The following is a 24,165-nucleotide window of genomic DNA, read 5'->3' on the forward strand; positions in this document are numbered from 1 at the left end:
CTTCATTGCTTGGTGACCATAGCGTCTGTGACCCACCCGATCCCATCCCGAACTCGGCCGTGAAACCAGTCTGCGCCGATGGTACTGTGGCTCAAGCCCCGGAAGAGTAGGGCGTCGCCAGGCATTGCAGCTCGCGCTTTGAAAACATACACAACCCATTCACATACAACATGCGGCCTCCGCATACTTCAAGCCCGCCTCTCAGGCGGGCTTCTTGCGTTCTGTAGCACCCGTCTTTCCGGGTTCGTCGGAACGGCTGGTGCCTACCAAGAGCGTCAGGAGCGCGCGCGTTGATCCCGGTCATGCCCAGACCAGCGGGCCGAGAGTTTCACCGGTTCCCACAGGCGCGATCCCATCGCCGTCAGTGCCGCCCCGCCGCTGGCACTTAAAAACAGCAGCGCGGCGAGCAGCAATTCTGTCGCATCGACGAGTTGCACCTGGAATTTCCGTTCGCGGGTAGTCGGATGCTACGCGATCTGCTGCGGCAGGAAGGCATCGAGATTGGTCGCCAGCATGTCGCCACGCTGATGAAGAAGATGGCGATCGAGGCGATCTACCGTCGCCCGAACACATCGAAGCCGACGCCCCCCCGGACCAGACATGTTTTGACAATCTGCCGGTGGCGATGGCAGCATGAAATTGGCCGCCGAGATGGGGCGTCACTCCGGTCGGGCTACGCCCTCCCTCCTTGACCCCCCATCTCGGCAGTTCGACGATGAAACCGGCAGACGATCCACTTATCCGATGCCGATCCCTGTTCAGACCAACCGGGCCAGCTCAACAGCCTCGCCCCGTTATTAACCCCGGAAGGCTTGGCCGGGCGCCTTGTGGAGGCACGGGGGCATGTCGAGCACTTGGCGGACGCGATCCTGGGCGCGGAGCTAGACGCGCTGATCATCGTGGGCGACGACCAGAACGAGCAGTATTTGCAGGACAATCATGCCGCGCTGCTCGTCTATTATGGCGAAACCATCACGGCCCTGCCCTACAAGGCCGCCCCGGGCCGCGCCGAATGGCTCGTCCGCGCATCGGAGCGTCAATATTCGGCCTTCGCCTATGATTATCCGGTCGCGCATGACCTGGCCCGCCACCTTATCGACATGCTGATCGACAGCGATTTCGATGTATCGACCGCTAGCGCGTTGCCGCGAGGGAAGGGTGAAAGCCATTCGGTTGCCTTCATCCACACCCAATTGCTGCGCAACACGCCAGTTCCGATCGTGCCGGTGTTCCTGACACCTATTTCCCGCCCAACCAACCCACGCCGGCGCGATGCTACGCCATCGGCCACGTGATTGCGCGCGCGGTGGCAACGTTGCCGGGCGACGCGCGGGTCGGCATCGTGGCGTCGGGCGGGCTCAGCCATTTCCTCGTCGATGAGGAATTGGATGAGGAGATTTTCCGTGCAATCCGGGCAAAGGACGCCGATGCGCTGCGCGCACTACCGCGGGCCAAGCTCAATTCGGGCAGTTCGGAAATCCGCAACTGGATCTGCGTCGCGGGCGCGATGGAAGCGCTGGATGTCAGTTGGACAGGCTATGTGCCGGGCATTCGCACCGAAGCGAAGACCGGCACCGGGCTTGGCTTCGCGCTCTGGAGCTGATCGCTGATGACCCCGCGCATCAGAGTGAGCCATGAGCCGCTGGATCGTTCTGGCCATCGCCTGGGTGGCCTTGCTCCTGTCCTTTCTGGACCGGCTGGCCTGGTCCGCGGTCGCGCCCAGCGTTAGCGCCGCGAACGGGATTCCGCTTGCGGCGCTCGGTTCCTTCGCCAGCGCCTTCTTCGGCGGCTATGTCGTCTCCAACCTTGTCGGCGGAGTGGTGGTCGACCGGCTGGGCTCGCGGCTGGGCATGGGGCCGGCGCTGGTCCTGCTGGGCGTCTTCACCTTCGGCTTCAGCTTCATCGTCTCCGTGCCTTCGCTGCATTCCAGTTAGTGGCCGAGATGCTGGGCTTTTTCGGCTTCAGTTGGGGGCCGATTCTGTCCACGCTGATTGCCGAAGTCGGTGGACCCCACACCGCCGGTACGGCGACTGGCGTCACCAACGCGGTGCAGCAGATGGGCGGCGTGGTCGTCCCCATCGTGATCGGCGCGGTGTTCGCGCGGACCAATTCCTTTTCCAGCGCCTTTATCGTGATGGCGCTGGGGCCGCTCCTGGCGCTCGTCGTGATGGCGCTTTTCTGCCGGGACGCCGATTATGCCGGATCCGAAGGGGCGTCGCGCCATGCTTGACATTGAAACCACTCATGGTCCGATCCGAGGCGAGCGGATCGATATGATCAGCGTCTTTCGCGGCATCCCCTTCGCAGCGCCGCCGGTTGGGCCGCGCCGTTGGCGGCCGCCCGCGCCGCCCGAAGCCTGGACCGCGCCGCGTGACGCGACCCGTTTCGGCGCCGATTGCCCGCAGCGCACCGCCATTCCGATCGGATCGCGCGCATCCGAACAGAGCGAGGATTGCCTCACGCTCAACGTCTGGACGCCGGCCGCCCGACCGAACGAAGGGCTGCCGGTGATGGTCTGGATCTTCGGCGGCAGCTTCCAGTTCGGCAGTGGGGCCGAAGAACGCGCCGATGGTATGACCTTCGCGCGCGACGGTGTCGTCTATGTCTCGATCAATTATCGCACGGGCATGTTCGGCTTCCTCGCCCATCCGCAACTGACCGCCGAATCGAAGGATGGAAGCTCTGGCAATTATGGCCTGTTGGATCAGATCGCCGGCCTGCGCTGGGTGCGCGAGAACATCGCCCGCTTCGGCGGCGACCCAGACCGCGTCACCTTGTTCGGCGTATCGGCCGGCGCGGCCTCGATCAGTCCGTTGATGACCTCGCCCCTGGCCCAGGGGCTGTTCCAGCAGGTGATCTTGCAAAGCCCCGGCGCCTTCCGGCGGCTCGCCTCGCTCGCGGACGCCGAGAAAGCGGGCGCAGCGCTGGACGCCGACATCGCCGCGCTACTCGCGCTGTCGGCCGAGGATCTGCTGGACCGGCAGACGCTGATCGAGCCCGCCGTCCGCAGCCTCACGGCGCCCCGCATCCTGCGCCTGATCCGTGACAGCCATGTCGTGCCGGCGGACGATCGCGACAGCTTCCTGGGTGGTCGTTTCGCCCATGTGCCGGCGATTGGCGGCTGCATGGAGGATGAGGGGTCGAACGCTGTCGCCACCTGGCCGGTCAGGGCGCGTGAGGATTTCGCTGCCCTGCTCGACAGGACATTCGGCGAAGACGCCGCACAAGGGGTCCAGGCCTATCCGGTCGCGTCCGATGACGATGTAGCCAGCGCGTTGGGGGATCTCTTCGGCGACACCCAGTTCACCTATGGCGTTGCCGCGCTGTCCAGGGTTTTCGCGGGAGCGGGCGTGCCTGTCTGGCGCTATGCCTTCACCCGCCGTCGGCCGGGGAAAGGGGCGCCGAAACATAGCGAGGATGTCAGCTATGTTTTCGACCGGCCGGAACTGGCGCCACGCGGCGAATCGGATCATCGCCATGACGCCACGGATACCCGTATTGCAGCGGCGATGCATGCCGCCTGGGTGACCTTTGCCAAGACAGGTGCGCCAGGGTCGATCGAATGGCCGCGCTATGCGCCCGGAACGATGAGCATGCTGGAGTTTGGCGACAGCCTGTCCCTGCGCACATCATGGCCGCTCTTGCCCGACTGGGAACCCTTTTCGCGCACCGACGGCCGATCCCGTCCAGTTCGAATGGATGCATTCGAACTGGACGGCGCGCATGCGCAGCCCTGACAGCGATTTCGGCCCGGCCCATGTGCGCCTTGGCTTCGAGGAGTTCGACTATGGCTTCCTCTATAAGCGGATCCGCAGCGATACAGATGAGACCGATCCGCTATGGACGGTGGGGGCGCGTGCTGCTGTGGCCCAACGGCTTTTTCCTGGGCAGTTATTTCGAATGGCGCGTGCCGGTCGATGACGAGAACACGCTCAGCATCAGCTGGATCTACACTGCCGTTCCCGAAGAGCGCCGTCCCTATCGACAGGAGGTCATTCCCAGCTGGCAAAGCCCGATCAAGGATCCGGAAACCGGGCGCTGGATCACAACCCATGTCATCAATCAGGATATCATCGGCTGGGTGGGGCAGAGCGACAAGGGTATCGTTATGATGCGCAACCGCTTCTTCAAGGAACTGGAAGCTGTCGTCGAAGGAAGGGCATCATCCGCGATCCGGAGATCAACCACAAGGTCGCCCTGGCCGTGGCGAACCGCGTCTCCCTCGGCGCGGACGCCGTGTCCCGCAAATTCATTCTGCATGCCGGTCAGCCGGACCATGTGCGCCGCATGTGCGAAGAAGCGATGGGGTATGAGATCGACGCGAGCGGGCTCTGAACCGGAGTTCGGGTGCTACCAGCGCGCGGTGCGCCTGACTGACCGATCTTTTCGAGGGAGAAGCGCATGAGCGGGATCGTGGTCCGGAATATCGATCGTCGCGCGCGGCGTCACGACGTTCACGAGGCGCAGGGGTTTCAAAAACATCCTTTTCGGTTCGGAGAAGGTCGGGGCGGTGCGCGGAATTGACTCGGCCACCGGCCATTCTCTCGACGATACCAGCATCCGATTAGCCCCGCCTCGGAAGGGGGCCGAGGCGGGGCTGTCTGGTTCCTCCAAGAGGAGGGACAGGCATTATGCGCCTGCGTAAATGAGTCGCCTATCCATCAAGTGAAATATGCCAGACGGTTCTGTATTGTACAGCGGACGTCATAACCCATCCGCACGATAGACTCCGTCCCCGATCGGCTGCATTATCTTGGCCGAACAATCCTATCCGACTCAACTCCGCGTTCCAAGATCTTGGAATGGGGAATTGTTGTTGCTGCACTTTAAAATGCAAGTGACATCTGTCTGAAATGGATTGGGAATAACGATAACGGATCGCTGCATTTCCTCCGGTGAACAGGAGAATGGCGATGAGAAACCCTACTCTTCAAGCATAGTCATTTCAATGGCGGTGGCCGCCCGGCGATTCTGATCGCTGGACCGGCCATGGCAACGCGTCGTTCGGGCTTTGCTCCAGCCCCCCCCAACGTGACGAGCCAATATGGCTCGCTTGATGCGCAGGCTGACAAGGTAGGGATTTGTTCCGGAAAGACCCCAATGTCATTTTTTGGCGACGCCGCACATTCGGCACGGCGCGGTCAGCATCCAATAACCAATGAGTTGGCCGATATCCAAGGAGAATGACCATGGCGCTCGATATCCTGGCCCAAGACATCATCGTCGACGAGACCACCGGCCTTCAGGATGATGACGTCAACTCGTCCCTTTCGCCGCACAACAACGCTACGGTGCAATATCTCCTGTCGCTTGACAGCGCGGGCGGGCTGAGTTCGCCGCAAGTCGCCTTCCAGGCCGATTTTGTGCAGGCTACGGCGAGCGCGGGAGAAACCATCACCACAGTCGTTCTCGCCCAGAGTGTCTCTGGAACTCCGTTTTCCACCACCGTGGGCGTGAACAGCGGTATTCAAACGGTCGACGGCAATTATGTCTGGCTGTTCCAGGACGTAACCCATGCAAATGTCGTCATCGGCGTGATCGGCACGTCCGACGCGGCCGCCATGCCCGCAGCAACTGGACCGCTCGCCTATTCATTCGCGCTGATGAGCACCAGCGCCACCACGGCGGACCTGTATACGGTGCAATATGTGCCGTTGCTCCATCCGGTCGCGACCGATCCGGACGACCGCATCGATTTGACCGATCATGTGTTCGCCGCGGTGTCGGGAACCACCACGGTCAGCTTCTCGGGCCAGAATGCCGCGCCGGGCAATCACGAATTCTACGTCATCAATTCGCCCAGCGATGCTGCCAAGCAGATATTGGTGACGGGCTTCCTGGGGGCAGCCAATGCCCAGGCCAATGTGAGCACGCAGGGATTTGGCGTCAATAACCAGAGCATCAATCCGACCGAAAAGCTCCAGGTCGATTTCGTGACCGGCGGTACCCTGGCTGCGGGGAGCGCCTCCCAGATCCAGTATGGCAGTCATATCGAAACCATCACGAAGGCTGGGTTCACCGTCAATCAGATCACGCCTTCCAATCCGAATTTGCGGGTGGACATCACGATCAGCGCCTTCAACGTTCAGGGCAACGAGCAAGGCCTGAACTTCTGGGACGGCAGCCCGACCACTGCCGCGCCCATTACCAGCATCAAGTTGACAGGCCAATCGGGGTTCGCGAGCCCCATCACCGCAGATGGCACTTATGATGTCGCGGGGAGTGTGGACATCGTCGTCAGCGGTCTGGGAACCAATGCCGTCACCATCAGGGGACTCGATAACATCACGACCGTGGATATCACCACGAGCAGCCCGTTGGATCGACTGACGATTACAGGGGTCGATTCCAACGAAGGGCTCGATGTCACTGAGTTCCATTTCTCGTCGCAAACTCCCAACGCCTATGTCGAACAGGTTGGCTCTTTCATCAACTTTGACGATGACGGGCCGACGCTCTCGATCACGGCAGCGCCGGTCGTCGGCGCCGCCGAGGTGGTCGAGGCGAGCGGGGCTGGCGGGCAGAGCCAGGCGACGATCACGCCGCCCACTTTCACCGCGGGCGCAGCCGACGGCTTCACGACGAATGTGACCTACGCGCTGGCGCTGGCCGGAGCGTCCGCGACCGGGCTGCTGACGACGGCCGGCAACCATCCGATCACGCTGGTGGTGGATTCGGCCAATCAGATTTCGGGCAAATATGACAGCGACGGTAACACCACGCTCGATGCGACGGCGTTCACGGTGACGCTGTTCGGCACAACGGTGACGCTGAGGTCGCTGGTTGCGCTGGAGCATTCGAACGCGCCGCAAGGCGTGGGCGAGGATAACACGCTCGACCTTAACGGCCTGATCAATGTGGTGGCCACGGTGACAGTGACGGACGGCGACAACGACGTCGTGTCATCGCAAAGCACGAGTGCGGGTCTGTCGCTGACCTTCGACGACACCGATCCGACGCTCTCGATCACCGCGCCGCCGGTTGTCGGCGCTGCCGAGGTGGTCGAGGCGAGCGGGGCTGGCGGGCAGAGTCAGGCGACGATCACGCCACCCTCCTACACGGCGGGCGCGGTCGACGGCCAGACGACGAATGTCACCTATGCGCTGGCGCTGGCCGGGGCGTCCGCTACCGGGCTGCTGACGACGACCGGCAACCATCCGATCACGTTGGTGGTGGATTCGGCCAACCAGATTTCGGGCAAATATGACAGCGACGGCAACGCCACGCTGGATGCGACGGCGTTCACTGTAACGCTGTCCGGCACGACGGTGACGCTGAGGTCGCTGGTTGCGCTGGAGCATTCGAACGCGCCGCAAGGCGTGGGCGAGGATAACACGCTCGACCTTAACGGCCTGATCAACGTAGTGGCGACGGTGACGGTGACGGACGGGGACAACGACGTCGTGTCATCGCAAAGCACGAGTGCGGGGCTATCGCTGACCTTCGACGATACCGATCCAACGCTCTCGATCACGGCGCCGCCGATCGTCGGCGCCGCCGAGGTGGTCGAGGCAAGCGGGGCTGGCGGACAGAGCCAGGTGACGATCACGCCGCCCTCTTACACGGCGGGCGCGGTCGACGGCCAGACGTCGAATGTGACCTACGCGCTAGCTTTGGCCGGGGCAGCCGCGACCGGGCTGCTGACGACGGCCGGCAACCATCCGATCACGCTGGTGGTGGATTCGGCCAACCAGATTTCGGGCCAATATGACAGCGACGGCGACACTGTGCTCGATGCGACGGCATTCACCGTAACGCTGTCCGGCACGACGGTGACGTTGACGGCGCTGGTTGCGCTGGAGCATTCGAACGCGCCGCAAGGCGTGGGCGAGGATAACACGCTCGACCTCAACGGTCTGATCAACGTGGTGGCCACGGTGACGGTGACGGACGGCGACAATGACCTCGTGTCATCGCAAAGCGTGACCACGGGTGGCCTGTCGCTGACCTTCAGCGACACCGATCCGACGCTTACGGTTCCGTTCGACGCTGATCCCGTTGCTCCGGGTAATCAAACGCCCGAAGAACTGGGCAACGCGGTGGGAGCGACGGCCAGCGGCGCCTTTGGCTACGACATGACGGATAAGCGCACGGCCGCAGAATATGCGGCGGGCGGTAGCGATTTTGTCGATACCAACGCTTCCCTCAATGGAGTGCAGATCGATCTGACCGGCACGGTCGATAACGCGCAGAATCCGGGCATCACCAATGCGGTCGCAACCCTCACGGCTGAGACCACCGCCTCTGCGTCGTTCGACTTCTCATTCCATTACGACAAGGATCCGATCACATCCGGCGTGCAGGATGCCACGGCGGGCGGCACTCTTGTCTTTGACAAGGCAGCCGACACCTACACGATCACCCTGAACGATGTGATTGACGGGTTCAGCTTCAACGTGCTGCACACCAGCGAACTGGTCGCCAAGCAGCCCACCGGCAATACGGGACATCCGTTGATCGTCGCAGAGCAACTGACGCCAAATGCCGATCCGAATCCCTTCTTTGTTCAGTTCACCGCGAACTCGACCACCCAACAGATCGGGTTCGGATTCAACTCGACCGGGGATGGCGCGCCCAATGGGCCGCCCACCGATACCGCGTTCACGCAGGGAGCCCATGACCTGGTCACCAACGTCAACGAGGACTGGGTCAGCGCCACGCAATCGACCAATGGCGTCGCTGGGGATACGATCCAGAAAGGTGAACTGCTGACTCTGCGGTTCTTCCAGGAGAACATCCTTACCGATGTCAATCCAGGTGCGCCCGGGGGCGGCAATGAAAGGCTTGACCCGACCGCAAAGGCCAGCGGCGTTGTCGTCAAGTTCGATGGCATCGGTAACTCCGAAGACCTCATCGTGATCCTCGACCTGAAAGATGCGAACGGCAATGAAATTACCAGGGCGGTCAACGTCCAGAACGCGGACCTGATCAAGGGCAATGCGAACATTCCCTTGCCGTACAATAGCGAGTTCACGCTCGATAACAATGATGCCTTGCTCATCATCGAGCAGAATGACTACACGGTCGCTGGCGAGACATACCAGATACAGGGCATCCAGATCATGCAAAGCGCCAATGGGTTGACGGGCAACGCCATAAACCTGAACGGCGCTGTCGGCACCAATGGCGGCAGCAACGCCACGGGCAGCCTGACGGCATGGGACCCGACCGACAACGATGTTCTGAAGATCGTGGACATCGGCTTCGTGCAGCAGACGAGCGGGACAATCGACGCCAATCTGGACTTCGCCTTCAACGTAGCGGACGCCGATCTGGATCTGCTCGGCGTTCAGCACATCAATGTGCAGATCAGCGAAATGTTCATATAGGCGACGTTCCAGCTATGGTCGGCGTTGGCCGGCGTGATGGGTGCCAGCAGGATGAGAACGGCTGCCTGCAAGGGTACGGCGATCGTCGATCGCGGCGGATCGAGCATCATGATCCTTTCACAGGCGCATTCAGGTGACCGCGGCGCGTTCGCGATATTCGGGCTTGTCCCAGGCACGGGTCAGGCAGACGTCGCGAAGCCGCTCAACGGCTTCGACGATGTCGGCGTAGCGAAGATAGAGGGGCGTCAGACCGAAGCGGAGGATGTCCGGCGCGCGGAAATCGCCGATAACGTCCTTCTCCTTGAGTGCCTGAACCATCTCGTAGCCATGGGGATGGGCATAGGCGATCTGGCTGCCCCGCAGTTGCGGATCGAGTGGGCTGACCAGTTGGAAGCCGAACTCCGCGCAGCGAAGTTCCATCCGCTCGATGAAGAGCTGACCCAGTCGGATCGACTTGCCGCGTATCTCACGCATGTCCGCCCGCGCCATCAGGTCGACGCCGCATTCGAGCGCGGTCAGCCCCAGCACCTGGGGAGTGCCGCACATGAACCGCGCAATGCCCTCCGCTGGCCGATAATCCTCCTCGAAGGTGAAGGGGCTGGCATGACCGAACCAGCCGGACAGCACCGGCGCCGCCGACTGATGGCGCCCGGCGACGAAGATGAAGGCCGGGGCGCCGGGCCCGCCGTTCAGGAACTTGTAGCCGCATCCGACCGCGAAATCGGCGTCGGCGCCGTTGAGATCGACTTGGATGGCGCCTGCGCTATGGCTGAGATCCCAAATCACCAGCACGCCCTTGTCATGCGCGCGGCGGGTCACTTCGGCCATGTCGCGGACGAGGCCGGATTTGTAATGAACCTGGGTAAGGAGCAACACCGCGACATCCTCGTCGAGGCGATCGAGCACGGTGTCCGGGGCGACCGTTACCGCGCGCAGCCGCCCGCCGCTGAATGCCTCGATTCCCTGCATCATATAGACGTCGGTGGGGAAGTTGGTGCTTTCCGAAAGGATGACGGAGCGGTCCGGGCGGAGCGAGATCGCGGCCGTGAGCGCCTTGAAGATGTTCACCGATGTCGAGTCCGAGGCGATGATCTCACCTGGCCGCGCGCCGACGATAGACGCGATTTTGTCGCCGATCCGTCGCGGAGCTGTCGACCATTGGGCGCCCAGCCAGGAAGTGATCAGCCCTTCGCCCCATTGGTTCGACACGGCATCGGCGATTCGTGCCGCGGCTGCGCGAGGCGCCGCGCCCAGCGAATTGCCGTCGACGTAAATCAGCCCCTCGCGCAGTTGGAATTCGTCACGGAAGCCCCGCAACGGGTCGCGCCCATCGAGGTCGGTTATCTCGGCAAGGTCAAGGGTCATCGAGATATCTCCCGCAAAATCGCGCGAACGGGGCTGGCATCGGCCTCCGCAATCTTCAGCGGCAACGCGATCAGCTCATATTCGCCCGCCGGCACGTCATCGAGGACGAGACCCTCAAGGATGCGCATGTCGCCGATCTGGATTTCCCGATGGGCGTCCATCGTCTTGGACTGCTCGGGGTCGAGCGAAGCGGCATCGGTGCCGACCAGGCGCACGCCGTTTTCGCGCAGCCGCGCGATCACCTCGGCGGCGACCGCCGTGAAATCGGAATCCCAACGGTCCGCCGGGAAACGGTCATAGGTACGAAACAGCACGCGCTGTGAGCCGGTCAGGGTTGTCCAGTCGACATCGGCTGCCTCGACCCGGCCCCTGGCATGGCGCACATCAATGACGACGCAGCGCCCGATATAGGCGTCGATGCCGCACTGCGCGCTCGCCACGCCCTGCGGATCATAATGATAGGGGGAATCGGCGTGGGTGCCGGCATGGAGCGGCATGTCGATCTCCCCGACATTGACCGGGCATTGTGCGCTGATGACAGCGTTGCGGCGCACTGCCAGCGCCGGCTCGCCCGGCCACATCGGCATGCCGGGACGCAGCGTCTGCGAAATGTCCCAGATCTTCATTCGGCCGCTCCCGCCGACGGATCGGCAAAGTTCGGACCTTCCTTCGGCGCGACCATGCGTGTCCGCATCGACCAAAGTTCGGGAAAGAAACTGAGGTTGAGCGCCTTGACCAGATAATTGACGCCAGAGGAACCACCCGTGCCCATCTTCTGGCCTATCACCCGCGCGACGGTCTTCATGTGCTTGAAGCGCCATTCCTGGAAATAATATTCCAGCGACGTGATCTTCTCGGCGAGCGTGTAGAGATCCCAATGCGCATCGACGTCGGAGTAGATGGCGAGCCAGGCGTCCTCGACCGCGTCGGACGGCGTATAGGGCTGGCTCCAGTCGCGATCGAGGTGCGAGGTGGGGATCGCGTAGCCACGTCGCGCAAGCAAGCGCAGCATTTCGTCATAGAGGGACGGCGCATGCAGCACGGCGGTCAACCGCTCATGGACGGCGGCGTCATCGCCGTGCACGAGCAGCAAATCCTCCCGCTTGTTGCCGAGCATGAATTCAAGCTCGCGATATTGATGCGACTGAAAGCCCGACGCCTTGCGCAGAAAGCCCCGGAAGGTGAGAAAATCGTGCGGTGTCAGTGTCGCCAGCACTTCCCAGCTCTGAATCATGTGGCGCTGTATCGTCGCGACGCGATCGAGCGTCTTGACGGCATGATCGAGGTCGTCAGCCTTCACCGCCGCCATCACCAGCCGCATCTCATGCAGCAACAGCTTGAGCCACAGCTCCATCGACTGGTGCATGATGATGAACAGCATCTCGTCGGGCTTGTCCGAGACCGGGATCTGCGCGGAGAGCAGGCGCTCGGTCTGGAGATGCCGGGCGTAGGACAAGCCCTTGTCCCACTGGATGGTCTCGCCATCGATCTGCGCCTCGAAAGTCTCGATGCCGTCTTCGACGAATTTGCGAATGGTCATTGCAGCCTCTTTGAAAATGCGCCTTGGGCAGGAGCCGCACGGATTGCCTGAGCCATGGTCAACGTGCCCCGTTCGAAGGTGGGGTGGCCCAGCGCGTCAGGGGCGAACCCGCCTTGATCGTCTTGAGGCAGATCGTAGTGGACAGTCGATGCACCCCCGGCAGTTTCGACAGTTCATGACGTAACAGCTCATCGAGATGCTCGACCGAGCGCGCATAGATGCGCAGCAGATAGTCGCCGTCGCCAGCGGTCGTATGGCATTCGATGATGGCTGGATGCGCGATGGCCGCCGCCTCGAACTCCTCATGGCCGTCCAGGCGGATGCGTACGGCGGCGTAGCACTGAACGGCGAGACCCAGTGCGGTCGGATCGATGCGGGCGTTGAACCCTTGAATGACCCCCTCGGCCTCAAGGTCGCGCACCCGCGACCAGCAGGGCGATTTCGAAAGCCCCACCCGATCGCTCAGATCGGCGAATGACAAACGCCCGTCACCTTCCAATTCCGTCAATATTTTCCAATCGATCTTGTCCATCGCTTATCTCCGGCTGCTCCCCACAGCCTATCCCTTGCAGAGCAAAGGACAAGTTTTACGGCAAAAAACGGAACGATTTCCTTATAGCTTCACCAGTACAGAACATTGTCCTTAATTTCGCAGGTCTAGGGCGGCACTTCGGGACAATGTTTCGCAACGCTCGCCTTATGCTCGCGCGGCACGAGGAGCTGGGCGATGGCCGCAACGCATGTTTATGAAACGCCGCCTGAGGGCGTGGCGTCGGATTGGACCATGGCCCAGGACTGGAACCGTTTTACCCGGGATGAGCATGACGCCTGGGACCGGCTCATCGAGCAGCAGACGCGATCGGTCACTGCGACGGCATGCGAGGCATTCCTGTCGGGCATGGATATTTTGCGGCTGTCCAAGCCCGGCATTCCGGATCTTGCCGAACTCAATCCCCGGTTGCAGGCAGCGACTGGTTGGCAGATCGTCGCCGTACCAGGCCTCATCCCGAACGAACCCTTTTTCCGGCACCTGTCCGAACGCCGATTTCCAGCCGCGAATTTTCTGCGGTCCGCGGATTCGCTCGACTATTCCGAAGAGCCGGACATGTTCCATGATCTTTTCGGTCATTTGCCCATGTTGACCAACCCTGTCTTCGCGGACTTCATGGTTGCCTATGGGAAGGCTGGCCTTCGTGCAGAGGCGCTGGATGCGGTCGATCTTCTCAGCCGGCTCTATCTTCACACCGTGGAATTCGGGCTGGTGATGGAAAAAGGCGCCCTGCGCGGTTTTGGGGCCGGATTGCTTTCCAGTTCCAGCGAAACCCATCATGCTCTGAAGGCGCCCGGCGTTCGACGGATCAAATTCGATTTGGCGCGGGTGATGCAAACCGATTATCTGTTCGACGAATTTCAGCGTAGCTATTTCGTGATCGACAGCTTCGAACATTTGCTGAAGGTAACGGCGGAAACCGATTTTGCGCCGATCTATGATCGGCTCCGCAATGCACCGCTGTTCGCGCCCGACGCTGAGGTCGCCGGCGACATGCTCGTCCCCCTCCCAGCTTGAGAAGCGGCGGGCTCGGTTAAAGCAAAGGCTTTCCGAATCATGCAAAAATCTCTCTTTGTTGCTACGGTGCCGCGCAATTTTGTCGCCACACGATATATTTTAAGATGAAGGTACCATGGAAACAGACGGCGCCATGTTGAACGATGAGGATTATGCGGCTCTGGCGGAATTCCGCTTCGCGCTGCGCCAGTTTCAGGCTTTCAGCAGTGAACGGGCGGCGCAGATGGGGCTGACGCCGCAGCAGCATCAAGCTCTGCTGGCCCTGCGTGCCGCGCCTGCGGAGGATGCCACGGTCGGCTATATCGCGCGGCGCTTGCTGCTGAAACCGCATAGCGCCACGGGCCTTGTGGATCGACTGGAGAAGCTGGGGTTGGTCACGCGCCACGCCAGCGCGACGGACCGGCGACGCGCGCAGTTGCAGTTGACGCCCGACGCGCTGGATCTGCTGGCGAAGCTGTCTGCCACGCATCGCGATGAAATCCGCCGGCTGCACCCATTGCTCAACCAGTTGCTGGCGCGTTTTGCCTGAAATCAAAGGTATAAGAACGGTTGATCATATGCAATCGGATCGCAGACCGTCCTAGAGCAGAATCCGACCCGATTGCATCGGATCGGCTGCTCTAGGCCTTTGTTTCGGCGCGTTTTCCGAGTCAGCGGATGAGTTCTATCTGCTTAGAAACGCTCTAGATCAAGCCATGTTCCTGAAGAGCCTGCGAGAGCCGCGGCGCGAGACAGGCCTTGTTTGTGGGGCCATTGACGCTGTCGGTGCTGGAGATTCGCTTGATTCCTTTTGCCCTCATCAATGCGAGATCGGCGGCGGTTGCGAGGCAATGGGTAACCAGCGCCTCGACCGACAAGGCGCCGGCCGCGCGTAACAGCCTTGCCGCTTCGATCAGCGTCCGGCCGCTGGAAATCATGTCGTCCACCAATATGGCCGGGCGTCCGCGCACTTGATCGGCCTCCGGCAGGGTGAGGCTGACATTGCGGTCGCCGCTCCGTTCCTTGGATGCTACCAGCATGTCGAGGGCAAGCGGCGCGGCGATGCTTTGTGTCCATTGCCGGGACTCATCGTCCGGTCCGATGATGACGGGATGGCCTGCGCGATCGATGAGGCTGGCGAGCAAGGGGGCAGCCGACAGGCTGATCGCCGGAATGCCGGGAACGGCTTCGCTCAAATCCGCGATACGATGAAGATGCGGGTCAACGGTCAATAAAGCGTCGAAATGATCCGCGATGAGACGGCCGATGACCCGCTGGCTGACTGCCTCGCCCGGATGGAAGGCTCTGTCCTGCCGCATATAGGCAAGATAAGGCGCGACCAGGATGACGCGTTCCGCCCCCTGGTCGCGCGCGGCGGACGCAGCCAGCAGCAGTTCGACGATTTTTCCGTCCGGATCGTTGAGCGAGCGATAGAGGATGGCTGTGCGGGCCGGTGCGGGCATCCGGACCAGACATTCCCGATCGGGAAAGCGGCGGGTTTCGACCTGGAAGGTGGGCAGCTTGAGCAGGACGCCGAGTCTTCCGGCTGCCGCCATGCTATCCTCAAAGCCAAAGACGACTGTGCTCACCGCGTAACCTCATAGCCGGAATCTTCTGCGGCCAGATCACGGGCAAAGCCCAGGCCCGTCGCGGACTGTGCATGGATGCGGTAGAGCGACTGGCCCTTGCGCACCTCCGCCCCGACCTTGTGCAGCAGGTCGATGCCCGCCCCCTTGTCCATCGGCGCCCCGGCAAGCCGGGCGATGCGGGCGATGCGGTGACAGTCGATGGCGGTCACCCGCCCGCCTTCCTCTGCGCGAACCTCATGCACATGCTCTCCCGGAGCATAGCGGATCGGCTGGCGTCCCTGCGCCTCGATCAGCCGCTCCATCGCGGCGAGCGCCTTGCCCGACGCCAGCAGGTCCATGGCCCGCGCATAGCCCCTGCCGCCGCGAAGGGCCGGATCGAAGTCCAGCACACGCCCCGCCAGGAACAGCCCATGTTCGCGCAGGTCCGGCGGCGCATCGGCATCGTTGCGAAGCACGGCCATGACATCGCGGGCCTCCAGCACCGGCCCGACGCCGTTACCGACCGGCTGGGATCCGTCCGTGATCACGATGTCGGTGACGAGGCCAAGCTTGTCTGCGACATGCTCGAACAGCTTGCGCAGCCGCACCGCCTCATCCTGGGTGCGGACCTTGGCAGTGGGACCGACGGGGATGTCGAGCACCAGATGGGTGGAACCGGCGGAAAGCTTCTTGGAGAGAATGGACGCCACCATCTGATCGAACGTATCGATGCGCAGCGGCCGTTCGACCGATATCAGCACATCGTCCGCAGGCGACAGGTTCACCCGGCCACCCCATGCCAGCACGGCCCTTTCCCGCGCCACTATGGCCCTCATGGCTTCTTCGGACAGGTCGACATTGGCGAGCACTTCCATCGTGTCGGCCGTGCCGGACGGAGATGTGATCGCGCGCGAGGATGTCTTGGGCATGATGAGGCCATGCGCCGCGACAATGGGCACGACGATCATCGAGGTGCGGTTGCCCGGAATGCCGCCGATGCAATGCTTGTCGACGACCAGAGGCGCCTTCCAGTCGAAGCGGTTGCCCAAACCCGCCATGGCCCGGGTCATCGCCAGCGTTTCCTGCGTGCTCATGAAGCCGGCGCAGGCGACCAGGAATGCTCCTATCTCCATCGGCGAATAAAGATGTGCGGCGATGTCCTGGATGATGGCCGCGATCTCGTCATCTTCCAGCGTGTCGCCGTCAATCTTGCGGCGGACGAATTCCAGGCTGGCGGGCGGCCTGGCCTGCTCGACGGCAACGCACGTTCCTTCGGGCAGGCCAAGCCGCCTGAACGCCTGTTCGCCCAAGCCGATTTCGCCCCGCTTCAGCAGCAGAGGTTCATCGACCAGCGCCAGGGTGGCCAGGATTTCCACACTCTCGCCGCTGACCCGTATCTTGCGCAGAGCCTGAAACTGTTCCGCCGAATAGCCGTTGCTCCGGCGCAGCAGGAAGGCGGTGTTTTCCGGGTAAGTGTCGATAGCGAGGCGCTTTATGGTCAGCATGTCTTCCTCGGAACGAAATGGTGCGTCAACTGCCGTCGCTCGTTTCCGGTGGGAGCGGCGTTCCAAAGATTTCCTGCGCCACCCGAGCGCAGATGTTTCGCGCACGCCTGCGCACCCGATCCAGATTGGCTTCGATGAAGGCGGCGGTCGCGCCCTCGACCACGTCACCGATGTGCAATGTCTCGCTCGATCGCATGGCGAAGCCGCGGAACAGATAGGTGCCGGACAGCTCCCGTAGCGCCTGGGTCTGGCCCTGGGCATCCAGCCAGTCCTCCGAAGCGCCGGAGGTCGTGATGGTGCACAGATGGCCCTTGCCCAGCAGGCCCGTGTCCGATCCTTCCTGTATTTGACGGGCCGTGACGCTCGCCCCCAATACGCGATCGACATAGCCCGTCATCATGGCTGGCGGCATGCCGAACCAGATCGGGAAGATAAGGGTGAAGACCTGTGCGCCGTCCAGCAGTTCACGCTCTGCGCGGACATCGGGCGACATGCGGTATCCCTTCCGGTCAGGCCGCTCCTCATTCTTCAGGACCGGATCGAAGCGCATGCGATACAGATCGCGCAGCACGGCTTCCTGGCCTGCCTGGCGAACGGCCTCGCAATAGGCCGTGGCGATGGCGGCGTTGAAGCTCTTCGGATCGGGATGAGCAAGCACCACGGCGTGGCGGATGCCGGAAGGAGAGGCGCTGTTCATGGAAACCTCCATCATTTTGCCGTCGAGCGACGATGCCTCGCATCCTCATATGTGTCGAGCACGCGCCGCATCTGGGCGAGCGCCTCGCGGCGTGCCCGTTCGTTCCTGATCCGGCCCAGATGCTGTTTCAGATGGGTGACGAAATCGGCATAGTCATTCTGCCAGTCGGGCCCGGCGAGCAGGTCCATGTCGACGCGGCCCGTCTGGATCCTGCGCGCGGGTGCGCCCGGTTCCAGAGCATAGCTCTCACCGATCTGCGGCGTGACGATGCTGGCGGCCTGATCGTCCGCCTGGACGAGTTCGCGCAGCGAAGCGACCGCTTCCTGCTCCCCATGGTCGAGGAACAGGCTGCCCGCAATCGGCCGGCGGGCGGCGATCCAGCGGTGCAATTCGTCGCGGTCGGCATGGGCGGAATAGCTGTCGATCCGCCGGATGCGCGCCCGCACATTCACGTCCTCGCCGGAAATGCGCACGCGCTGCGCTCCATCCAGCAATACCCTGCCCAACGTGCCTTTGGCCTGGAAGCCGACGAAGAGCACGGTGGATTCCCGCCGGAACAGATTATGCTTCAGATGGTGCCGGATGCGTCCAGCTTCGCACATGCCGGACGCCGCCATGATGATCGCGCCCGAGATGGTGTTGAGCCGGATCGATTCCGCCACATCCTCGACATAATGGATGGACGGGTGACGGAAGACGTCCTGCCCGTCCATATCTTCCATCTCCGAGGCATGGGCCGCAAAGACCTTGGTCGCGCGGCTGGCGAGCGGAGAGTCGACGAAGATCGGCACATTGGGGATGCGGTTGGCGTCCGCGAGCCTGGCAAGGTCGAGCAGCAATTCCTGCGTCCTTTCCAGCGCGAAGCTGGGAATGACAAGATTGCCGCCGTTTGCCAGCGCTTGCTTGATCTCCGCTTCCAACTGGCTGCGGCGCTGCTCGATCGTGAATTTCTCGCGTGCCCGGTCGCCATAGGTCGATTCGCAGACGACATGATCGAGGCCGGACGGCGCCTGCGGGTCGGGATGAAAGGCTTTGTTATCCGGACCGAGATCGCCGGAGAAGAGCAGTCGTACGCCCGCTGCCTCGATCTCCACGGACGCAGCGCCCAATATATGGCCCGCGTTCCAGAAACGTGCCCGAAAACCGGGGACAGGATCGAACCATTCAGACAGGGGCACAGGACGGCTCAGCCGCCATGCGCGCAAGGCATCCTCTTCGGTGTAGAGCGGGACGAAGTTCCGCTCGCCCGCCCGGTCGCGCCGCCGGTTGCGGCGGTCGGCTTCGCTTTCCTGGATGCGCCCCGCATCGGCCAGCATATATTCCAGCAGGTCCGACGTCGCGGGCGTGCACCAGATCGGCCGGTCAAATCCCTGGGCCGAAAGCTTCGGCAGAAGCCCGCAATGGTCGATATGCGCATGCGTCAGCACGACCGCGTCGATCTTTCGCGGATCGAAGCTGAAGTCGCCATGATTCAGGGTTTCCAGGCTGCGCGACCCCTGGAACAGACCGCAGTCGACAAGGATGCTGCGATCGCCCAGCCGCAATTCCATGCAGGAGCCGGTGACCGTGCCAGCGGCGCCGTGAAATGTGAGCGTGAGCGATGATGTGTCCAACCGAACTTCTCCCACTTGCGGCATCTCCATGATCAATAGATCATATCACGGCTGGGGCAGTCCGTAGTTATCCTGATAGACGGCAATGCAGGGCTTATTGATTTTCCAGCAGTCAACGGCGCCAGTGCCAACCATATCGGGGGAGATGAGGCGTGGTGATGGTGGGTGGACAGCTTGGTCTTACCGGCCTTTCCACTTCGCAGGCGCGTGAGCGGCTGGCCGAGGATGGCCCCAATGAGCTTCCCCGGCCGAACCGGCGGACGCCCCTGCGGATCACGATGGAAGTGCTGCGCGAACCCATGTTCGCCATGTTGCTGGCGGCGGGCGCCATCTATCTGCTGCTAGGCGACAGGACGGAGGCATTGATCCTGCTGGGCTTTGCGGGCTTGTCCATCATCATCACGATCGTGCAGGAAGCGCGCACCGAACGGACGCTGGAGGCGCTTCGTGACCTGTCGGCGCCGCGCGCGCTCGTGATACGCGATGGGGAGACCTTGCGTGTCCCGGGCCGCGAGGTCGTGAACGGCGACATATTGGTGCTGGAAGCGGGCGACCGCATCGCAGCGGATGCGCTGCTAGTCGAAGCCCAGGAACTGGAGGCGGACGAATCCCTGCTGACCGGCGAGGCGGTTCCGGTACATAAACGCGCCGCGCAGGCAAGCGATCCGGAGCAGGCAGAACCGGGCGGTGACGACACGCCTCATCTTTTTTCGGGCGCCGTCGTCACGCGTGGCGGCGGCATCGCGCGGGTGACCGCTACCGGCATGCGCAGCCGCATCGGCCAGATCGGACGGTTTCTGGAAACATTGGAAACCGAGGCTCCGCATCTGCAGAGGGAAACTGCCCGGATGGTCAGCCTGTGCGCCATTGGCGGCGTGACCATCGCACTGTTGGTGGTTCTGCTCTATGGCTCGTTGCGCGGCGATTGGATGGCCGCATTGCTGGCTGGCATCGCGACCGCCATGTCGCTGTTGCCCGAAGAGTTCCCGGTGGTCCTCACCATCTTCCTTGCCATGGGCGCCTGGCGCATCGCGCAGGTCGGCGTGCTCACCCGACGGGCTTCGGCCATGGAAGCATTGGGCGCCGCCACAGTCCTGTGCACTGACAAGACGGGAACGTTGACCCAGAACCGTATGACGGTGACGGAGCTTTGGCTCCCGTCCGGCAGCGTGGCGTCAATGGGCGACGGGTCTCCGCGGCCCGAATTTCATGAGTTGATCGGCGCGGCGGCCCTGGCGAGCGCGCCGGTCCCGGTCGATCCGATGGAGGTGGCCTTCCACGCCACCGCAAGGGATGCCAGGGTTCCCGCTCGCGAGGATTGGGAACTGGTTCACACCAATGGTCTTCGGCCGGACCTGCTGGCGATGTCCAATGTGTGGCGGCCGGTAGAAGCCGGTGAGCCTTTGTTCGCCGCCGCCAAGGGCGCGCCGGAAGCGATCGCGCGCCTTTGCCGGCTGGATGGTGAGGCCCATCTGGCGCTGGAGCGGGCGGTCCACGCCATGGCGGCCCGTGGCATGCGTGTCCTGGGCGTGGCCTATGCGAACACGGTCGGGGATGATCTTGGCAAGGGGCATGAAGCGCATGACTTCAGCCTTCTGGGACTGGTCGGCCTGTCCGACCCGCTGCGGGCGGGAGTTCCCGAAGCGATAACCCAAAGTCATTCGGCCGGAATCCGGGTTGTGATGATCACCGGCGACTATCCCGTCACTGCGCAGGCGATTGCGGCACAAGCGGGGATTGGCTCAGGCGCGCTCATGACAGGCGATGAAGTCAAGGCGCTGTCGGACGGGGAGCTGCGCGCGCGGGTTAAGGACGTGGCCATTTTCGCGCGCACGATGCCGGAACAGAAACTGCGGATCGTCTCGGCGCTCAAGGCGGCGGGCGAAGTGGTCGCGATGACCGGAGATGGCGTCAACGACGCGCCTGCGCTCAAGGCGGCCCATATCGGCATCGCCATGGGCAGGCGCGGCACCGATGTGGCGCGGGAGGCGGCGGCCATTGTCCTGGTGGAGGATGATTTCGGCGCGATCATCGTCGCCATTCGCCTGGGCCGCCGCATCTACGACAATATCCGCAAGGCCATCGGCTTCATCTTCGCCGTCCATGTGCCGATCGCGGGTCTGGCTGTTGCGCCGCTGCTGCTGAACCTGCCGCTGGTACTTGGGCCGATCCAGATCGCCTTGCTCGAAATGATCATCGATCCCGTCTGCGCGCTCGTCTTCGAAGCCGAACGGGAAGAAAGCCGCATCATGCAGAGACCGCCCCGGGATCCGGCTGAACGCCTCTTTTCCGCGGCGCTGGTCCTGCCGAGCATCCTCTATGGCGGGATCGCTTTCGCGCTGCTCCTTGGGCTTCACATCGCCACGACATATTGGGGCTTCGCTCCCGATCGCGTGAGGGCGCTCCTTTTCTTTGCCCTGGTCGCTTCCATCATGGCGCTGGTGTTGGTGAACAGATCCTTCAGCACATCCCTGACGCGCGCCGTTTGGCGCAACAACCCTTCACTGCGCTATGTCGCGGCCGTGGTGTCGATAGCTTGCGCATTGATCCTGACCGTGGAGCCGCTGCGTCGCATACTCCATTTCGCTCCACTGGAACCGGCGGACCTGTCGTTCCTTGTTCTGGTTCCCGCTCTGGTTCTCCTTCTGTGTGAACGTGTGAAGGACCGGAAAAGGTTTCTGGTGGCTGCGTCGACAACTGCCAGGCGGAAAGAAGCGTGAATGAAATGCGTCAACCTTGCGCGAGAGCATAAAAGACGGCTCGTGGCCTATTTGGGCGCCATGCGGATGGCGCCGTCGAGGCGGATGGTTTCGCCGTTCAGCATGGGGTTGGCGATGATCGATTCGACCAGCATCGCATATTCCTCCGGCTTGCCCAGGCGGCTGGGATGCGGAACCTGCTTGCCGAGCGAATCCTGCGCCGCCTGAGGCAGTCCCGCCAGCATCGGCGTCCAGAAAATGCCCGGTGCGATGGTGACGACGCGGATCAGCGACTGCGCGAATTCGCGGGCGAGGGGAAGCGTCAGGCCGACCACGCCGCCCTTGGATGCGGCATAGGCGGCTTGGCCGATCTGCCCGTCGAAAGCCGCGACCGACGCGGTGTTGACGATGACGCCGCGTTCCTCACCGATCGCTTCGGCCTGTTGCAGCCGGGCGCCGAAGCGCGAAGCGATCAGGAATGTGCCGGTAAGGTTGATCTCCACCGCCTTGCGGAAGCTGTCGATCGGATGGGGGACGAATTCGCGCCCGACCGCCTTGATGGCAGGGGCCACGCCCGCGCAATTGACGGCTATGCGGGCAGTGCCATGGGCGGCCTCCGCCGCGTCGAGGCCGGCATTGACGCTGTCCTCGTCGGTGACGTTGACGCGCTGGAACAGGCCGCCAATGTCGGCCGCGATTTTCACGCCTTCCTCTTCGTTGAGGTCGAACAGGGTGACGCGGGCGCCCCTGGCGGCGAGGGCGCGAGCGGTGGCGGCGCCCAGGCCGGATGCGCCGCCGGTGACGATGGCGGCCAGTCCTTCGATATTCATATCCGTTCCCCCTTACAGGACTTCCAGGGCGACCGCCGTGGCTTCGCCGCCGCCGATGCAGAGCGCGGCGACGCCTTTCTTCAGGCCGCGAGCCTTGAGAGCCGCGATCAGCGTGGCGATGATACGCGCGCCGCTCGCGCCGATGGGATGGCCCAGCGCGGTGGCGCCGCCATTGACGTTGATCTTGTCATGCGGAATGCCCAGGTCGCGCATCGCGATCATGGCGACGGCGGCGAAGGCTTCATTGACTTCGTAGAGATCGACATCCCCGGCTGACCAGCCCGCCTTTTCCATCGCCTTGCGGATCGCGAAGACCGGGGCGGTGGTGAACAGCGCCGGAGCGTGGGCGTGGGCGGCGGTGGCGACGATGCGGGCTTCCTGCGTCAGGCCCAGCTTCTCCGCCACATCGGCACGGGTCAGCACCAGCGCCGCCGCGCCGTCCGAAATCGAGGCGGAGGATGCGGCCGTGATCGCGCCATCCTTGGCGAAGGCAGGTTTCAGGGACGGGATTTTCTCCGGCCTCGCATTGCCCGGCTGTTCGTCCTTATCGATCTGGACTTCGCCGTTGCGGGTCTTGACCGTGACGGGCGCCACTTCCCCGGCGAAGGCGCCGCTGCTGATCGCGGCATTGGCGCGGGCGAGACTCTCGATCGCATAGGCGTCCATCTCTGCGCGGGTGAACTGATAATCGCGCGCCGTATCCTCGGCAAAGGAACCCATCGGCTTGCCGCGATCATAGGCGTCCTCCAACCCGTCCATCATCATCGTGTCGATGACCCGGTCATGGCCGATGCGCGCGCCGGACCGGTGCTTGGGCAAGGCATAGGGCGCGTTGGTCATGCTTTCCATGCCGCCCGCGACGACGACGTCGACGGAGCCTGCGGAGAGCGCTTCGGCCGCCATGATCGCCGCCTGCATGCCGGACCCGCACATCTTGTTGACGGTGGTGGCCTCGACCGATTGCGGAAGGCCCGCGCCCAATGCCGCCTGGCGTGCAGGAGCCTGGCCCAGAGCGGCGGGGAGGACGCAACCCATATAGATGCGGTCGATGGCTTCGGGCGCGACCCCGGAGCGTTCGACGGCCGCCTTCACCGCGACGGCGCCCAGTTCGGTAGCGGACACGCCGGAGAGCGCGCCCTGAAAACCGCCCATCGGGGTTCGGGCATAGCCCGCGATGATGATGTCCCGGTCGTGTATATCGGTCATATCTTTCTCCTCAACGGGTGCCCGGGCCACCGACCGCCTTGGGCGGGGTCATGCCCATGAGGCCGAGTCCGGCCATGCCCCGAATCGCAATCTGGATTTCCGTCGGCATCGTGCAGCCTCTTCCCCTATCGCGGAGGCACGTGCAACGGTCAGCGCTCTTGATCCCGGGCAGCGGAACCGCGGCGGTTGGGCATGGCGAGACAGAGGCGGATGAGAGTGGTGACATAGGACGTTGGCCAACATGGCCATAATATCCGCCAGAGGCGC

Annotated in this window: 22 protein-coding genes, 1 rRNA gene and 1 pseudogene; 12 read left to right on the forward strand and 12 right to left on the reverse strand. The window is 63.0% G+C overall.

Annotation, left to right across the window (positions count from 1 at the left end; all coding sequences use genetic code 11):
* Positions 1-8: 8 nt before the first annotated feature.
* A 5S ribosomal RNA gene (gene rrf, locus HHL26_RS17780) occupies positions 9-123 on the forward strand.
* Positions 124-275: 152 nt separating this feature from the next.
* Here the strand turns inward: rrf and HHL26_RS17785 are convergent.
* Complete coding sequence (locus HHL26_RS17785; protein WP_169576354.1) at positions 276-437, reverse strand: hypothetical protein; 162 nt, start codon at positions 435-437, stop codon at positions 276-278.
* Between HHL26_RS17785 and HHL26_RS17790 the strand changes: the two are divergent.
* From HHL26_RS17790 to HHL26_RS17820, 8 genes and pseudogenes are all read left to right on the forward strand, one after another.
* Positions 420-581 (forward strand): annotated as a pseudogene (locus tag HHL26_RS17790) (IS3 family transposase); the annotation flags it as partial. The gene HHL26_RS17785 and the pseudogene HHL26_RS17790 sit on opposite strands and share 18 nt — an antisense overlap.
* 231 nt (positions 582-812) lie before the next feature.
* On the forward strand, positions 813-1,295 hold the full coding sequence (locus HHL26_RS24320) for a hypothetical protein (protein WP_240962497.1): 483 nt from the start codon (positions 813-815) through the stop codon (positions 1,293-1,295).
* An 11-nt stretch (positions 1,296-1,306) separates the two neighbouring features.
* Positions 1,307-1,603: a hypothetical protein gene (locus tag HHL26_RS24325; protein ID WP_237230151.1), complete on the forward strand. Its 297-nt coding sequence runs from the start codon at positions 1,307-1,309 to the stop codon at positions 1,601-1,603.
* Between the two features lie 31 nt (positions 1,604-1,634).
* Positions 1,635-1,934, forward strand: coding sequence for a hypothetical protein (locus HHL26_RS17800; protein ID WP_169576355.1), 300 nt, complete (start codon positions 1,635-1,637; stop codon positions 1,932-1,934).
* Positions 1,934-2,230 (forward strand): MFS transporter, encoded by a 297-nt coding sequence (locus HHL26_RS17805; RefSeq protein ID WP_145907596.1) that lies wholly within the window; start codon positions 1,934-1,936, stop codon positions 2,228-2,230. The genes HHL26_RS17800 and HHL26_RS17805 overlap by 1 nt, the downstream gene beginning before the upstream one ends.
* A complete protein-coding gene (locus HHL26_RS17810; RefSeq protein ID WP_169576357.1) occupies positions 2,223-3,737 on the forward strand; it encodes a carboxylesterase family protein in 1,515 nt (504 codons plus the stop codon). The genes HHL26_RS17805 and HHL26_RS17810 overlap by 8 nt, the downstream gene beginning before the upstream one ends.
* A 119-nt stretch (positions 3,738-3,856) precedes the next feature.
* Positions 3,857-4,405 carry a hypothetical protein gene (locus HHL26_RS17815; protein WP_169576359.1) on the forward strand — a complete coding sequence of 183 codons (549 nt, stop codon included), beginning with the start codon at positions 3,857-3,859 and terminating at the stop codon, positions 4,403-4,405.
* A 784-nt stretch (positions 4,406-5,189) separates the two neighbouring features.
* A complete protein-coding gene (locus tag HHL26_RS17820) occupies positions 5,190-9,329 on the forward strand; it encodes a DUF5801 repeats-in-toxin domain-containing protein (protein ID WP_169576360.1) in 4,140 nt (1,379 codons plus the stop codon).
* Here the strand turns inward: HHL26_RS17820 and HHL26_RS17825 are convergent.
* The 5 genes from HHL26_RS17825 to HHL26_RS17845 are packed head-to-tail and all read right to left on the reverse strand — an operon-like array spanning position 9,290 to position 12,766.
* Positions 9,290-9,439 (reverse strand): hypothetical protein, encoded by a 150-nt coding sequence (locus tag HHL26_RS17825; RefSeq protein ID WP_158511766.1) that lies wholly within the window; start codon positions 9,437-9,439, stop codon positions 9,290-9,292. The two genes, HHL26_RS17820 and HHL26_RS17825, sit on opposite strands and share 40 nt — an antisense overlap.
* Before the next feature lie 19 nt (positions 9,440-9,458).
* Positions 9,459-10,694 (reverse strand): kynureninase, encoded by a 1,236-nt coding sequence (gene kynU, locus HHL26_RS17830; RefSeq protein WP_066562575.1) that lies wholly within the window; start codon positions 10,692-10,694, stop codon positions 9,459-9,461.
* Positions 10,691-11,320 (reverse strand): arylformamidase, encoded by a 630-nt coding sequence (kynB, locus tag HHL26_RS17835; RefSeq protein ID WP_066562573.1) that lies wholly within the window; start codon positions 11,318-11,320, stop codon positions 10,691-10,693. The genes kynU and kynB overlap by 4 nt, the downstream gene beginning before the upstream one ends.
* Positions 11,317-12,234: a tryptophan 2,3-dioxygenase family protein gene (locus tag HHL26_RS17840; protein WP_066562571.1), complete on the reverse strand. Its 918-nt coding sequence runs from the start codon at positions 12,232-12,234 to the stop codon at positions 11,317-11,319. Before HHL26_RS17840 ends, kynB begins: the two co-directional genes overlap by 4 nt.
* A 58-nt stretch (positions 12,235-12,292) precedes the next feature.
* Positions 12,293-12,766, reverse strand: coding sequence for an Lrp/AsnC family transcriptional regulator (locus tag HHL26_RS17845; RefSeq protein WP_066562569.1), 474 nt, complete (start codon positions 12,764-12,766; stop codon positions 12,293-12,295).
* A 195-nt stretch (positions 12,767-12,961) separates the two neighbouring features.
* Here HHL26_RS17845 and phhA point away from each other — a divergent pair, with 195 nt between their 5' ends.
* Positions 12,962-13,801, forward strand: a complete 840-nt coding sequence (gene phhA, locus HHL26_RS17850) for a phenylalanine 4-monooxygenase (protein WP_066562567.1) — start codon at positions 12,962-12,964, stop codon at positions 13,799-13,801.
* A 115-nt stretch (positions 13,802-13,916) separates the two neighbouring features.
* Positions 13,917-14,330 (forward strand): MarR family transcriptional regulator, encoded by a 414-nt coding sequence (locus tag HHL26_RS17855; protein ID WP_066562566.1) that lies wholly within the window; start codon positions 13,917-13,919, stop codon positions 14,328-14,330.
* A 154-nt stretch (positions 14,331-14,484) separates the two neighbouring features.
* Here HHL26_RS17855 and HHL26_RS17860 read toward each other — a convergent pair whose 3' ends face one another.
* From HHL26_RS17860 to HHL26_RS17875, 4 genes are read right to left on the reverse strand one after another with little or no spacing between them, the layout of a single operon-like run.
* Positions 14,485-15,369 (reverse strand): ribose-phosphate diphosphokinase, encoded by an 885-nt coding sequence (locus HHL26_RS17860; protein ID WP_169576362.1) that lies wholly within the window; start codon positions 15,367-15,369, stop codon positions 14,485-14,487.
* Positions 15,366-16,853, reverse strand: coding sequence for a thymidine phosphorylase family protein (locus HHL26_RS17865; RefSeq protein ID WP_169576363.1), 1,488 nt, complete (start codon positions 16,851-16,853; stop codon positions 15,366-15,368). The genes HHL26_RS17860 and HHL26_RS17865 overlap by 4 nt, the downstream gene beginning before the upstream one ends.
* Positions 16,854-16,878: 25 nt before the next feature.
* Complete coding sequence (locus tag HHL26_RS17870; protein WP_158511765.1) at positions 16,879-17,550, reverse strand: NAD(P)H-dependent oxidoreductase; 672 nt, start codon at positions 17,548-17,550, stop codon at positions 16,879-16,881.
* A gap of 11 nt (positions 17,551-17,561) precedes the next feature.
* On the reverse strand, positions 17,562-19,100 hold the full coding sequence (locus tag HHL26_RS17875; RefSeq protein ID WP_206377522.1) for an MBL fold metallo-hydrolase: 1,539 nt from the start codon (positions 19,098-19,100) through the stop codon (positions 17,562-17,564).
* Between the two features lie 221 nt (positions 19,101-19,321).
* Here HHL26_RS17875 and HHL26_RS17880 point away from each other — a divergent pair, with 221 nt between their 5' ends.
* Positions 19,322-21,883, forward strand: coding sequence for a cation-translocating P-type ATPase (locus tag HHL26_RS17880; RefSeq protein ID WP_169576399.1), 2,562 nt, complete (start codon positions 19,322-19,324; stop codon positions 21,881-21,883).
* Between the two features lie 47 nt (positions 21,884-21,930).
* Here the strand turns inward: HHL26_RS17880 and HHL26_RS17885 are convergent, their stop codons facing one another.
* Together HHL26_RS17885 and HHL26_RS17890 are read right to left on the reverse strand one after the other, a co-directional pair.
* The gene (locus HHL26_RS17885) at positions 21,931-22,692 is read right to left on the reverse strand and encodes an SDR family NAD(P)-dependent oxidoreductase (protein ID WP_169576367.1); all 762 of its coding nucleotides are present in this window, start codon (positions 22,690-22,692) and stop codon (positions 21,931-21,933) included.
* Positions 22,693-22,704: 12 nt separating this feature from the next.
* On the reverse strand, positions 22,705-23,898 hold the full coding sequence (locus HHL26_RS17890; protein WP_206377517.1) for an acetyl-CoA C-acyltransferase: 1,194 nt from the start codon (positions 23,896-23,898) through the stop codon (positions 22,705-22,707).
* Positions 23,899-24,165: the final 267 nt, after the last annotated feature.

The sequence above is a fragment of the Sphingobium sp. TB-6 genome (assembly GCF_012927365.1).
Taxonomy (GTDB): Bacteria; Pseudomonadota; Alphaproteobacteria; order Sphingomonadales; family Sphingomonadaceae; genus Sphingobium.

Excerpts from the sequence above, each read along its gene's own strand:
- HHL26_RS17800 (WP_169576355.1), top strand. The coding sequence starts at position 1,635 with ATGAGCCGCTGGATCGTTCTGGCCATCGCCTGGGTGGCCTTGCTCCTG.
- HHL26_RS17810 (WP_169576357.1), top strand. The coding sequence starts at position 2,223 with ATGCTTGACATTGAAACCACTCATGGTCCGATCCGAGGCGAGCGGATC.
- HHL26_RS17820 (WP_169576360.1), top strand. The coding sequence starts at position 5,190 with ATGGCGCTCGATATCCTGGCCCAAGACATCATCGTCGACGAGACCACC.
- HHL26_RS17825 (WP_158511766.1), bottom strand. The coding sequence starts at position 9,439 with ATGATGCTCGATCCGCCGCGATCGACGATCGCCGTACCCTTGCAGGCA.
- kynU (WP_066562575.1), bottom strand. The coding sequence starts at position 10,694 with ATGACCCTTGACCTTGCCGAGATAACCGACCTCGATGGGCGCGACCCG.
- kynB (WP_066562573.1), bottom strand. The coding sequence starts at position 11,320 with ATGAAGATCTGGGACATTTCGCAGACGCTGCGTCCCGGCATGCCGATG.
- HHL26_RS17840 (WP_066562571.1), bottom strand. The coding sequence starts at position 12,234 with ATGACCATTCGCAAATTCGTCGAAGACGGCATCGAGACTTTCGAGGCG.
- HHL26_RS17845 (WP_066562569.1), bottom strand. The coding sequence starts at position 12,766 with ATGGACAAGATCGATTGGAAAATATTGACGGAATTGGAAGGTGACGGG.
- phhA (WP_066562567.1), top strand. The coding sequence starts at position 12,962 with ATGGCCGCAACGCATGTTTATGAAACGCCGCCTGAGGGCGTGGCGTCG.
- HHL26_RS17855 (WP_066562566.1), top strand. The coding sequence starts at position 13,917 with ATGGAAACAGACGGCGCCATGTTGAACGATGAGGATTATGCGGCTCTG.
- HHL26_RS17865 (WP_169576363.1), bottom strand. The coding sequence starts at position 16,853 with ATGCTGACCATAAAGCGCCTCGCTATCGACACTTACCCGGAAAACACC.
- HHL26_RS17870 (WP_158511765.1), bottom strand. The coding sequence starts at position 17,550 with ATGAACAGCGCCTCTCCTTCCGGCATCCGCCACGCCGTGGTGCTTGCT.
- HHL26_RS17875 (WP_206377522.1), bottom strand. The coding sequence starts at position 19,100 with ATGGAATTGCGGCTGGGCGATCGCAGCATCCTTGTCGACTGCGGTCTG.
- HHL26_RS17880 (WP_169576399.1), top strand. The coding sequence starts at position 19,322 with ATGGTGGGTGGACAGCTTGGTCTTACCGGCCTTTCCACTTCGCAGGCG.
- HHL26_RS17885 (WP_169576367.1), bottom strand. The coding sequence starts at position 22,692 with ATGAATATCGAAGGACTGGCCGCCATCGTCACCGGCGGCGCATCCGGC.
- HHL26_RS17890 (WP_206377517.1), bottom strand. The coding sequence starts at position 23,898 with ATGACCGATATACACGACCGGGACATCATCATCGCGGGCTATGCCCGA.